Annotated in this window: 1 protein-coding gene; it reads right to left on the bottom strand. The window is 69.9% G+C overall.

Translation table 11 applies throughout. The features are described 5' to 3' along the window. Window positions 1–39: 39 nt before the first annotated feature. Window positions 40–14286, bottom strand: coding sequence for a type I polyketide synthase (locus KHP12_RS00715; RefSeq protein ID WP_211831235.1), 14247 nt, complete (start codon window positions 14284–14286; stop codon window positions 40–42). Window positions 14287–14301 lie beyond the last annotated feature (15 nt).

Here is a 14301-nt window from a genome sequence, read left to right as displayed (position 1 = left end):
ATGAAAGGAGGCCAGAGAGCTGCACCTCGGCGTTCACATTTAGCTGAGCTCATTTTCGATGAAATCGAAGAGATCGTCGTCCGACGCATCGTCAAGCCGCTGCGTAATGTTCTCAGCGTCCGTCGCTCCGCCCTCGCCACCATTCAGTTTGGCAAGGAGCACCTGGAGTCGGGATGCGATGGCCATGCGCTGGGCATTGTCCGGCTCAGCCGTGGAGAGTGATGCCTCGAGTTTTTCCAGATCCGCGATCAGCGGAGTGGCGGAAGTCCCTTCTTCGGGGAGGACGCCCGCTCGTACGTGTTCCGCGAGAGCCCTTGCGTTGGGATAGTCGAAGACCAGTGTGGTCGGCAGCCGCAGCCCCGTGTCCGCGTTCAACCGGTTTCGGAATTCTACCGCCGTGAGCGAGTCGAATCCCAATTCCTTGAACGCCCGGTCCGATTCCACGCCTTCCATTCCCGAGAAACCGAGAACCGCGGCCGCGTGACCCCGCACCAGATCCAGCACGGCGCGCTCCCGCTCGCCAGGAGCCAGTGCGGAGAGCCGTTCCCGCAACCGCGATCCGGCCTCGGCGTTGCCTTCTTCGGCGACACGGTCCTGTTCCAGAACCGATACGACCTCGGGCAGCTCGCCAATGAGCGGGCTCGGCCGCTCCATCGTGAACGCGGGGGCGAATCGTTTCCAGTCCATGTTCGCGACCGTCACCACACCGTCGTCACCCGCGATCGCGCCCTGCAAGGCGGCGATCGCCAGGTCGGGCGCCATGCTGATCAGTCCGCGACGCGCCAGCTGCTCGCCTCCGCTCCCGGCCGCCATACCGCTTTCGGCCCAGGGCCCCCAGGCCACAGCGGTACCGGCGAGACCCCGGGCACGGCGGTCCTCCACCAGCGCGTCCAGATAGGCATTGGCCGCACCGTAGGCGGCCTGGCCACCACTGCCCCACACACCGGCGATCGACGAGAACACCACGAACGCGTCCAGCTCACGCTCACCCAGCAACGCGTCCAGGTGGCCGGCTCCCGTGGCCTTCCCCGAGACCACCGAGGCGGCGTCCGCCAAACTCATCCCCGCCAGCTCGGCGGCCTGCTCCACACCCGCCGCGTGGAAGACCGCCCTCAGCGGGAACTCCTCCGGGATGGTGTCCAGCACCGCGGCCAGTTGCTCGCGGTCGGCCACATCACAGGCCGCCACCGTCACCCGGGCACCCAGGGCTTGGAGCTCATCGCGCAACTCGGACGCGCCCGGCGCGTCAAGGCCGCGACGACTGGTCAGCACCAGATGTTCAGCACCCTGGTTCGCCACCCACCGCGCGATCCGCGCACCCAGCGCACCCGTACCGCCGGTCACGAGCACCGATCCGCCGACCCGCCAGGACCGCTCCGTACCCTCACCAACCCCGGCCTCAGCCCTCACCAGACGCCGGACGAACACCCCCGAACCGCGCACCGCGACCTGGTCCTCGCCGCCCTCGGCCGACAAGACCCCCACCAACCGGCTCACCGCACGGTCGTCCAGCACCTCGGGCAGATCGACCAGACCACCCCACACCGCCGAGTGCTCCAACCCCACCACCCGACCCAGACCCCACACCTGCGACTGCACCACACCAGCCAGCCGATCCGAACGCCCGACCGACACCGCACCCCGCGAAGCACACCACAACAGCGCCTCAACACCCACCTCAACCAACGCCTGCACCAACGTCAACGTCGAGGCGAAGCCACTGGACAACGCCGGATGCCCAGGGCAGGGCTCCTCATCCAAAGCCAGCAGCGACAACACACCGCCCAACTCAGGCACGTCGGCGACCGACTTACGCAGCCGCTCCGCCAGCGCCTCGGCGTCGAGGTCCCCCTCGTCCACCACCAGCGACATCACGCCCGCACCATGCCGCTCGAGCCCGGACACCACTCCCGCCACCAGCTCGTCCTCGACACGCGACGCCGGAACCACCACCAGCCACGTCCCCGACAACGACCCCTCGGCCGCATCCGGAACCGGCTTCCACGACGCCCGATAACGCCAGCCATCAATCGTCGACTGATCACGACTGCTGCGGTGATACGCCGACAGAGCCGGCAACACCGCGCTCAGCGGGGCCTCGCCGTCGATGTCGAGCGCGTGTGCCAGCGCTTGGAGATCCTCGCGCTCCACCGCCTCCCAGAACCGCGCGTCCACCGAGTCCACGGCCGCCGAGGCACCACGGCTGCCCAGGGTGAGGGACACCTCGGGCCAGAACCGCTCGTGCTGGAAGGCATACGTCGGCAGCTCGACCTGCCGTGCGCCACGACCGGCGAAGAACGACTTCCAGTCCAACGAGACACCGTGGACGTGGAGTTCGGCCAGCGCCGTCGTCAACGCCCGTGTCTCGGAGCGGCCCTTGCGCAGCACGGGAACGAGGACCATGTCGGAGGTGTCCTCGGTCCCTTCCGCCAGGCAATCCTGGGCCATCCCCGTGAGTACACCATCGGGACCCACCTCCAGATACCTGGTCACACCCAACGCCTCAAGCGCGCGTACCCCATCCGCGAACCGCACCGCCTCACGCACATGCCTCACCCAGTAATCGGGTGAGCACACCTCTGCCTCGGAAACCGGCCTACCAGTGACATTGGACACCAGTGTCGTGGTCGGCGGCTCGAAGGAGAGCTCGCGGACCACCTGGCCGAACGCGTCCAACATAGTGTCCATAAGGCAAGAGTGAAACGCATGCGAGACCCGCAAACCCTTAGTCTTTCGACCCCTCGCCTCCCAGACACCCGCGACTTCCTGGACCGCGTGTGCATGACCAGAGACCACTACGGACGACGGGCCGTTGACCGCGGCGATGCTCATCTCGTGCTCGCGGCCGGAGATTGAGTCGGCGGCCTCCTTCTCGGTCGCTTGGATGGCCACCATGGCGCCGCCGTCGGGAAGGGCCTGCATCAACCGGCCACGGGCGGCGATCAGCGTGCAGGCGTCCTCCAGCGAGAACACACCCGCCACATGCGCGGCCGCGATCTCACCGATCGAGTGGCCGATCAGCACATCCGGGGTCACACCCCAGTGCTCCAGCAACCGGAACAACGCCACCTCGACCGCGAACAACGCGGGCTGCGTGAACGCCGTCTGATCCAGCAACTCCGCATCCGCACTCCCCTCCGCCGCGAACACCACCTCCCGCAACGGACGATCCAGCACCACATCCAGATACGCGCACACCTCGTCCAGCGCACGGGCGAACACCGGGAACGCCTCGTACAACTCCCGCCCCATGCCAAGACGCTGCGCACCCTGACCAGAGAACAGAAAAGCCGTCTTGCCAACCGCTACCGCCTGTCCCTGGACGACTCCCGAGCCGATTCCGCCCTGAGCCATCTCCTCAAGGCCGCGCAGCAGGGCTTCGCGGTCCTCGCCGACCAGCACGGCCCGGTGCTCGAACACCGAGCGGGTCGCCAGCGAGTGCCCCACGTCCAGCGCGCCGAGGTCGGCCCGGGCCGCCACATGTGTGTGCAGCCGCTCGGCCTGCGCCCGCAGCGCCTCCTGGCTCTTCCCGGAGAGCAGCCACGGCACCACGGTCATCGGCTCGACCGTTCCGGAGGCCACGGTGTCCGAGACCACGGACTCCTCCACAGCGGGGGCCTGTTCGATGATGGTGTGCGCGTTGGTGCCGCTCAGCCCGAAGGAGGAGATACCGGCCCGGCGCGGCCGGTCCGTCTCCGGCCACGGGGTGGTCTCGGTCAGCAGCCGCACCTCACCCGCCGACCAGTCCACCTGCCGCGACGGCTCATCCACATGCAGCACCTTCGGCAGCACACCGTGCCGCATCGCCATCACCATCTTGATCACACCAGCCACACCCGCCGCGGCCTGCGTATGACCGATATTCGACTTGATGGCCCCCAGCAACAGCGGCCGACCCTCCGGCCGGCCCTGCCCGTAGGTGGCCAGCAGGGCCTGTGCCTCGATCGGGTCACCCAGGGTGGTACCCGTACCGTGCGCCTCCACCGCGTCCACCTCGGCGGCCGACAGCCCCGCACTGGCCAGCGCCTGCCGGATCACCCGCTGCTGCGACGGACCGTTCGGCGCCGTCAGACCGTTGGACGCGCCGTCCTGGTTGACCGCACTCCCCCGCACAACCGCCAGCACCTTGTGGCCGTTGCGCCGCGCGTCCGACAGCCGCTCCACCAGCAGCATGCCCACACCCTCGCCCCAGCCCGTGCCGTCCGCCCCGTCCGCGAACGGCTTGCACCGACCGTCGGAAGCGAGTCCGCGCTGACGGCTGAACTCCACGAACGCACCCGGCGTCGACATCACCGACACACCACCGGCCAGCGCCAGGTCACACTCGCCCTGCCGCAACGCCTGCATGGCCATGTGCAGGGCCACCAGCGACGACGAACACGCCGTGTCCACCGTCACCGCGGGCCCCTCGAGACCGAAGGTGTACGAGATACGCCCCGACACCACACTGGCCGCGCTGCCCGTGCCCAAGTGGCCCTCGAGGTCACCCTGCGCGTCCGCCCACAGGCCGGTGTAGTCCTGGCCGTTCGTCCCGACGAACACCCCCGCTCGGGTGCCCTTCAGCGACTCCGGAGCGATACCGGCCCGTTCGAACGCCTCCCAGGACGTCTCCAGCAGCAACCGCTGCTGCGGGTCCATGGCCAGCGCCTCGCGCGGCGAGATCCCGAAGAACCTCGCGTCGAAGTTCGGGGCACCGTAGAGAAAGCCACCCTCGCGTGCATAGGACGTGCCGAGCCGCTCGGGGTCGGGGTCGTACAGCCCGTCGAGATCCCAACCGCGGTCGGCGGGGAACCCCGCGATGGCGTCACCGCCCTCGGCGACCAGCCGCCACAGCGCCTCCGGGGTGTCCACATCCCCGGGGAAGTGGCAGCTCATCGCCACGATCGCGATCGGGTCATCGGCCACGCCAACGGCCGTCGGTCCGGCGGTGGCCACGGCCGGCTGGGCGGTGCCGAACGCCTCGGCGTCCAGGTGGTCGGCCAGTTCGGCGGCGCTCGGATAGTCAAAGACCAGCGTGGCCGGGAGACGCAGCCCGGTCGCGATGTCCAGCCGGTTGCGCAGCTCGACCGCTGTGAGGGAGTCGAACCCGAGGTCGCGGAAGGCCCGGCCGGGCTCGACCGCCTCCACCGAGGTGTGGCCGAGTACGGCGGCCGCGTGGCCTCGCACCAGGTCCAGCACGGCCTGGTTCCGCTCGGCCGCCGAGAGTCCTACGAGCGTCTCGGCGAATGTGGCCGCCTCCGTTGTGGCACCGCCGTTGACCGTGGCCAGGTGCTTGCGCACCTCGGGGATGTCACCGAGGAGAGCGCCACCGCCGGCCCCGGCCAGTCCGGGAGCCAGACGCTCCCAGTCGACGTCCGCGACGACGAGTGATGCCTCGTCATGGCCGACGGCCCAACGCAGGGCCGCCACAGCCAGGGAGGGGGCCATGGGGGACACCATGCCGCCCCGCAGCCGTTCCTCGGCACGGCCCTCCGCGGCCATACCGGCCTCAGCCCATGGTCCCCAGGCGACCGCCGTACCAGCCAGCCCGACCCCACGACGCAGGGCCGCGAGCGCGTCCAAGTAGGCGTTCGCCGCCGCGTAAGCCCCTTGGCCGGCGCCGCCCACGACGCCGGCGAACGATGAGAACAGCACAAACGCGTCAAGATCCAGATCTGCCGTCAGCTCGTGCAGATGCCAGGCGCCCTCCACCTTCACACCGAGCACCCCGGCGACCCGGTCGACGGACAGACCGTCCAGTACACCGTCGTCCAGCACACCGGCCGCGTGCACCACCCCGCGCAGGGGGAACCGCTCGGGGATGCCTGCCAGCACCTCGGTGAGCGCTTCGCGGTCCGCGACATCACACGCGACCACCGAGACCAGCGCACCCATGGCCTCGAGTTCCGCCTTCAGCTGGGGCGCACCGTCGGCCGCCAGGCCGCGACGGCTGGTGAGGACGACGTGCTCCGCGCCCTCGGCCACCACCCAACGGGCCACATGCGCGCCCAACGCCCCCGTACCGCCGGTCACCAGAACCGAGCCGCTCGGCCGCCAGGCTCCACCACCCGACGACACGACACGCACCAACCGCGGAACGAACACTCCGGAGCCCCGAACCGCCGCTTGGTCCTCGGCGCCCTCGGCGGACAGCACACCGGCCAGCCGCCCAACGGCGCGCTCGTCGAGTACCTCGGGCAGATCGACCAGTCCGCCCCACATTCGCGGATGCTCCAGGGCCGCGACCCGGCCGAGGCCCCACACCTCCGCCTGCACCGGGCTGGTGAGCCGGTCCGAACGCCCCACCGAGACCGCGCCCCGCGAAGCGCACCACAGCCGAACGTCCATGTCCAGCCCCGCCAGGGCCTGCACCAGCCGCAGCGTCAGCGCGAGTCCCGCCGCGACCGCCGGCTGCCCGGCGTACGGCTCCTCATCCAGAGCGAGCAGCGACATCACGCCGAACTCGGACTCGCCGTCGAGCGCGCCGAGCAGTGCCCGGGCGAGCCCGTCGGTGTCCGCGTCCGCGGCCACCGCCACCGGTACCACCCGGGCGCCGTGCTTCTCGAACCCCTGGCTGATCGACGTGGTGACGTCGCCATCCGCCAGACCAGTGGGCACGACCAGCAACCAGGTCCCCGGAAGAGAGACGGTGGCCAGGTCCGGGGCCGGCTTCCAGGAGACGCGGTAACGCCAGCCCTCGACCGTGGCCCGGTCACGCTGCTGCCGACGGTACGACGACAGCGCGGGCAGCAGTTCGCCGAGCGAGCCCGTCCCGTCGATGTCCAGCGCCTCGGCCAGCGCCCCCAGGTCCTCGCGCTCAACGGCTTCCCAGAACCGGGCGTCCACGCTGTCGGCGGCGGAGCCGCCCATCGCCCTGCCCGAGTTCTCCAGCCAGTAGCGCTGTCGCTGGAAGGCATAGGTGGGCAGCTCGACCTTCCGCGCGCCGCGTCCGGAGAAGAGGTGTTTCCAGTCGACGGTGACGCCGTGGACGTGGAGTGCGGCGAGCGCCGTCGTCAGCGCCTGGGGCTCAGGGCGGTCCTTGCGCAGCGCCGGCACGACGACCGAGGCCGATGCCTCCTCCGCCGTCAGGCACTCTCGTGCCATCGCCGAGAGCACACCATCGGGGCCCACCTCCAGGAAGGTGGTCACGCCCTGAGCCTCCAGTGCCCGTACTCCATCCGCGAACCGCACGGCCTCCCGTACGTGCCGCACCCAGTACTCCGGCGAGCACACCTCGGCACCCGCCGACTTGCCCGACACGTTGGAAACCAGCGCGATCGAGGGCGGGGTGAACGACAGCCCGTCGACGACCTTGCGGAAGTCGTCCAACATCGCGTCCATACGCGGCGAGTGGAAGGCGTGGCTCACCCGCAGCCGACGCGTCTTACGCCCCTGCTCCGCCCACTGCGCGGCAAGTTCCAGCACAGCGCCCTCATCACCGGCGATCACGACAGCGGTCGGGCCGTTGACAGTGGCGATGCTCACCTCGGCCTCACGACCGGCCAGCAACGGAGCGATCTCCTCCTCCGACGCCTGCACCGCCACCATGGCGCCGCCGTCGGGAAGGGCCTGCATCAACCGGCCACGGGCGGCCACCAGCGTGCAGGCGTCCTCCAGCGAGAACACACCCGCCACATGCGCGGCCGCGATCTCACCGATCGAGTGGCCGATCAGCACATCCGGGGTCACACCCCAGTGCTCCAGCAACCGGAACAACGCCACCTCGACCGCGAACAACGCGGGCTGGGTGAACGCCGTCTGATCCAGCAACTCCGCATCCGCACTCCCCTCCGCCGCGAACACCACCTCCCGCAACGGACGATCCAGCACCACATCCAGATACGCGCACACCTCGTCCAGCGCACGGGCGAACACCGGGAACGCCTCGTACAACTCCCGCCCCATGCCAAGACGCTGCGCACCCTGACCAGAGAACAAGAACGCCGTCGAACCCGAAGTGCGCGCGACGGACTGAACCACTCCCGGGGTGTTGTCACCGGCCGCGACAGCCTCGAGTCCGCGAAGCAGTTCCGCGCGATCCGCGGCCGTGATCACCGCACGGTGTTCGAGGGCCGAGCGCGTCGCCACCAATGAGTAGCCCACATCCAGCGCGCCCAGTTCGGTGCGCTCCATCAGATACGACCTCAGCCGTTCGGCTTGGGCGCGGAGGGCTTCCGGGCTCCGGGCGGAGAGCGCCCAGGGAAGGACGCCGTGGTCCTCGGCGGGAGCCTCGTCCCGCACCGCCTCCTCGTACACCGGGGCCTGTTCGATGATGGTGTGCGCGTTGGTGCCGCTCACACCGAACGCCGACACACCGGCCCGGCGCGGCTGACCCGTCTCCGGCCACGGGGTGGCCTCGGTCAGCAGCCGCACCTCACCCGCCGACCAGTCCACCTGCCGCGACGGCTCATCCACATGCAGCACCTTCGGCAGCACACCGTGCCGCATCGCCATCACCATCTTGATGACCCCGGCCACACCCGCGGCGGCCTGCGTATGACCGATGTTCGACTTCAGCGCGCCGAGCCAGAGCGGGCGGCCTTCCGGCCGGTCGTCGCCGTACGTCGCCAGCAGCGCCTGCGCTTCGATCGGGTCACCGAGCATGGTGCCGGTGCCGTGGGCCTCCACCGCGTCCACCTCGGCGGCCGAGAGGCGAGCGTTCGCCAGCGCCTGCCGAATCACCCGCTGCTGCGAGGGACCGTTGGGGGCCGTCAGACCGTTCGAAGCGCCGTCCTGGTTCACGGCGGAGCCCCGCACGATCGCCAGCACCTGGTGACCGTTGCGCCGGGCATCGGACAGCCGCTCCACGAGCAGCATGCCCACACCCTCGGACCAGCCCGTGCCGTCCGCCGCGTCCGCGAACGGCTTGCACCGGCCATCCGGCGCCAACCCACGCTGACGGCTGAACTCCACGAAGGCGTCCGGTGAAACCATCACCGTCACACCACCGGCGAGCGCCATCTCACACTCGCCCTGGCGCAGGGCCTGCGCGGCCTGGTGGAGGGCGACCAGCGACGACGAGCACGCGGTGTCCACCGTCAGCGCGGGTCCCTCGAGGCCGAGGGTGTAGGAGATACGGCCCGACACCACGGAGGTGGCACTGCCGGTCAGCAGCTGCCCTTCCAGCCCCTCGGGGATCTCGTTCAGCCCCATTCCGTAGCCGGAAGTCGCGGCTCCCACATAGACGCCGATCTGGCTGCCGCGCAGGGACGCCGGGTCGATACCGGCCCGCTCGAACGCCTCCCACGACGTCTCCAGCAGCAGCCTCTGCTGCGGATCCATCGCAAGCGCCTCACGCGGCGAAATCCCGAAGAACGCCGCGTCGAACTCGCCCGCCCCGTCCAGGAACCCACCCTCGCGGGCGTAGAACGTCCCCGAACGGTCCGGATCGGGGTCGTACATCCCCTCGACATCCCATCCACGGTCGGAGGGAAAGTCCGTGATGGCGTCCGTACCAGCCGCCACGAGGTCCCACAGCTCCTCCGGACTGCGCACACCGCCCGGGAAGCGGCAGCTCATCCCGACGATCGCGATCGGATCGTCATCCACCCGATCCACCACCGCCGACGGCACGGCCACCGCACCCCGCGTACCCAGCACCTCGGCACGCAGATGGCCCGCCAGCACCGCGGCGCTCGGGTAATCGAAGACCAACGTGGCCGGCAACACCAACCCAGTCTCCGCGTTCAGCCGGTTACGGAACTCCACCGCCGTCAGCGAGTCGAAACCCAACTCCTTGAACGCACGCGCGGGCTCAACGACCTCCCCACCGGCGAACCCGAGGACCGCAGCCACATGGCCACGCACCAGATCGAGCAGGACCCTGTCGGTCTCCGCCTCGGTCAGCCCCGTCAACCGCTCCCGCAGGCCCGCCGCAGTATGTGCCCCGCCGGACGCACTCACAGCCTCAAGTGCCTTCGCGACCTCGGGGAGGTCACCGATCAACGGGCTCGGTCGCCCCAGGGTGAACGAGGGGGCAAACCGCTCCCAGTCCATATCCGCGACCGTCACCACGCCATCGTCACCCGCGATCGCGCCCCGCAAGGCGGCAAGGGCCAAGGCCGGATCCAAGGCGAGCAGGCCACGACGGGCGAGTTCCCTTTCCACCCCCTCCGCTGCCGCCATACCGCCCTCGGCCCAGGGACCCCAGGCCACGGCGGTACCGGCGAGACCCCGGGCACGGCGGTCCTCCACCAGCGCGTCCAGATAGGCATTGGCCGCACCGTAAGCGGCCTGGCCACCACTGCCCCACACACCGGCGATCGACGAGAACACCACGAACGCGTCCAGCTCACGCTCACCCAGCAACGCGTCCAGGCACGCCGCCCCCGCGGCCTTCCCGGACACCACCGCCGCCGCGTCCGACAGACTCATCCCCCGAAGCTCAGCCGCCTGCTCAACACCCGCCGCATGGAACACCGCACTGAGCGGAAACTCCTCCGGAACCGACGCAAGAACACCAGCCAACGCCTCACGATCGGTCACATCACACGCCACCACGGTCACCCGCGCGCCCAGCGCCTCGAGCTCATCCCGCAGTTCGGTAGCGCCCGGAGCGTCGAGGCCACGACGACTGGTCAGCACCAGATGCTCGGCACCGCTGCGCGCCAGCCAACCGGCCACCCGGCCGCCCAGCGCCCCCGTGCCGCCGGTCACCAGCACGGTGCCGCGCGCCCGCCACGGCCGCTCCGCTCCCTCACCCGCGTCAGCCCGCACCAGACGCCTGGCGAACACACCCGAGCCCCGCACCGCGACCTGGTCCTCACCGTCCCCGGCCGACAGCACACCAGCCAGCCGCGCCACACCACGCTCATCCAGCGACTCCGGCACATCAACCAGACCACCCCACACCGCAGAGTGCTCCAACCCCACAACCCGCCCCAGACCCCACACCTGCGACTGCACCACACCAGCCAGCCGATCCGAACGCCCCACCGACACCGCGCCACGCGTACCGCACCACAACCGAGCCGGAACATCCACCTCAACCATCGCCTGCGCCAGCACCAAACTCAGCGCATAACCACCCGACAGCCCCGGATACCCCGGGCAGGGCTCCTCCTCCAGAGCCAGCAGCGACAACACACCACCCAGCTCGGGCACCTCCGCGACCGCCTCACGCAGCCGCTCCGCCAGCACACCCGCGCCCAGGTCCCGCTCATCCGCCACCAGCGACACCACACCCGCGCCATGCCGCTCGAGCCCGGCCACAACCTGCGACACCAGCTCATCCCCGGCACGGGACGCCGGCACCACCACCAACCACGTCCCCGACAACGACCCCTCGGCCGCATCCGGAACCGGCTTCCACGACACCCGATAACGCCAGCCATCAATCGTCGACTGATCACGACTGCTGCGGCGATACGCCGACAGAGCCGGCAACACCGCGCCCAACGACGCCTCGTCGTCGAAGTCCAGCGTCCTCGCGAGCGACTCGAGATCCTCACGCTCCACGGCCTGCCAGAACCGCGCGTCGACCTCGTCCCGGAGTCCGGCATCCGCGCCGACCGCGGCGGTGGACTTCTCGATCCAGTAGCGCCGACGCTGGAACGCGTAGGTCGGCAGGTCGACCCTGCGGGCCTCGAGGCCGTCGAAGGCCGACGCCCAGGCGACATCGGCCCCGTGCGCATGCAGTTGTGCCAGCGCCGTGATCAGGGCCGCTGCCTCCGAGCGGTCCTTGCGCAGCACCGGCACGGTCACGGGCGCCGAGGCAGGCTCGGCCCGTTCCGTCAGGCAGTCCTGCGCCATCGCCGAGAGTACGCCATCGGGGCCCACCTCCAGGAAGGTGGTCACACCCTGCCTCGTCAGTGCCCGCACCCCATCCAGGAAGCGCACCGCCTCCCGCACGTGCCGCACCCAATACTCCGGGGAACACACCTCAGTGTCCGAGGCCACCCCACCGGTGACGTTGGAGATCAGATCGATGGAGGGCGGGGTGAACGACAGCCCCTCGACGACCTTGCGGAAGTCGTCCAGCATGGCGTCCATACGCGGCGAGTGGAACGCATGGCTGACCCGCAGCCGGCGCGTCTTGCGGCCCCGCTCCGCCCACTGCCCGGCGATCTCCAGCGCCACCGCCTCATCACCCGCGATGACCACGGCGGTCGGACCGTTGACCGCGGCGATGCTCACCTCGGCCTCACGCCCGGCCAGCGACGGAGCGACCTCCTCCTCCGACGCCTCGATGGCCACCATCGCCCCACCCTCGGGCAGTCCCTGCATCAGACGGCCACGAGCCGCCACCAGCGCGCAGGCGTCCTCCAGCGAGAACACACCCGCCACATGCGCGGCCGCGATCTCGCCGATGGAGTGACCGATCACCACGTCCGGGGTGACACCGAAGTGCTCCAGCAGCCGGAACAACGCCACCTCGACCGCGAACAGCGCGGGCTGCGTGAACACCGTCTGGTCCAGCAAGTCGGCGTCCGCGCTGCCCTCCGCCGCGAACACCACCTCCCGCAACGGACGATCCAGCAGACCATCCAGACGCGCGCACACCTCGTCCCACGCGTCAGCGAACACCGGGTAGGCGTCGTACAGCTCCCGCCCCATGCCAAGACGCTGCGCACCCTGACCCGAGAACAAGAACGCGAGCGTGTCCTCGCTCCGTACCACACCCTGAACGACCCGAGCGGAACTCTCGCCGTTGGCCAGGGCCTCCAGGGCGCGGAGGAATTCGTCTCGGTCCCCAGCGACCAGGGCTGCGCGGTGCTGGAAAGCCGAACGCGTCGTGGCCAGGGAGAAGCCGACATCCGCCACATCCAGCTCTGAGTGAGCGCTCAGATGGGCGTGGAGCTGACCCGCCTGGGCGGCGAGCGCCTCCGTGCTCTTGCCGGACACCAGCCATGGCAGGACAGCGGGCCGCTTGCCCTGGCCCACCTTGGGGCCCATCGCCTCAGACTGTCCATCACGGTCGGCTTCCGGGGCATGCTCGATGATGGTGTGCGCGTTGGTGCCGCTCACGCCGAAGGAGGAGATACCGGCCCGGCGCGGCCGGTCCGTCTCCGGCCACGGGGTGGTCTCGGTCAGCAGCCGCACCTCACCCGCCGACCAGTCCACCTGCCGCGACGGCTCATCCACATGCAGCACCTTCGGCAATACACCGTGCCGCATCGCCATCACCATCTTGATCACACCAGCCACACCCGCCGCGGCCTGCGTATGACCGATATTCGACTTGATGGCCCCCAGCAACAGCGGCCGACCCTCCGGCCGGCCCTGCCCATATGTCGCGAGCAGCGCCTGCGCCTCGATCGGGTCACCCAACTTCGTACCCGTACCGTGCGCCTCCACCGCGTCCACCTCGGCGGCCGACAGCCCCGCACTGGCCAGCGCCTGCCGGATCACCCGCTGCTGCGACGGACCGTTCGGCGCCGTCAGACCGTTGGACGCACCGTCCTGGTTCACCGCCGAGCCCCGGACCACGGCCAGCACCTTGTGGCCGTTGCGCCGCGCGTCCGACAGCCGCTCCACCAGCAGCATGCCCACACCCTCGCCCCAGCCCGTGCCGTCCGCCCCGTCCGCGAACGGCTTGCACCGGCCATCCGGCGCCAGCCCACGCTGCCGGCTGAACTCCACGAAGGTACCCGGCGACGACATCACCGTCACGCCGCCGGCCAGCGCCAGCTCGCACTCACCCTGGCGCAGCGCCTGCACCGCCAGATGCAACGCCACCAGCGACGACGAACACGCCGTGTCCACCGTCACCGCGGGCCCCTCGAGACCGAAGGTGTACGAGATACGCCCCGACACCACACTGGCCGAACTATTCGTCAGGTAGCCGTCGAGTTCACCCCCTACCTCATAGACATGACTCGCGTAGTCCTGGCCGTTCGTGCCCACGAAAACCCCGACCGGCCTGCCACGCAGAGACAGCGGGTCGATCCCGGTTCGCTCGATCACCTCCCACGACGCTTCCAGGACCAATCGCTGCTGCGGGTCGGTCGCCGCAGCCTCACGGGGAGACATACCGAAGAACTGCGGGTCGAACTGGTCGGCCTCGTAGATGAAGCCGCCTTCTCGGGCGTAGCTCGTCCCCGGGTTGTCCGGGTCCGGGTGGTACAGCGCCTCGGTGTCCCAGCCCCTGTCCGCCGGGAACCCGGAGATGGCGTCGACGGCATCCGCGACCAGCCGCCACAGTTGCTCCGGGGTGCGCACGCCTCCGGGGAAGCGGCAACTCATGCCGACAATGGCGATGGGCTCTTTCGATGCCGCGACCAGGCGCTCGTTCTGCAGCTTAAGGCGGTCGTTCTCCCGCAAAGAAGCACGCAGCGCTTCGACAACTCTTTCGGAGGACGTAGCCATCAGTATCTCCACACT

The sequence above is a fragment of the Streptomyces asiaticus genome (assembly GCF_018138715.1).
Taxonomy (GTDB): domain Bacteria; phylum Actinomycetota; class Actinomycetes; order Streptomycetales; family Streptomycetaceae; genus Streptomyces; species Streptomyces asiaticus.
Note: the sequence above shows the minus strand (reverse complement) of the source record. Positions and strands in the feature narration are given on the sequence as shown.

Excerpts from the sequence above, each read along its gene's own strand:
- KHP12_RS00715 (WP_211831235.1), bottom strand. The coding sequence starts at position 14,286 with ATGGCTACGTCCTCCGAAAGAGTTGTCGAAGCGCTGCGTGCTTCTTTG.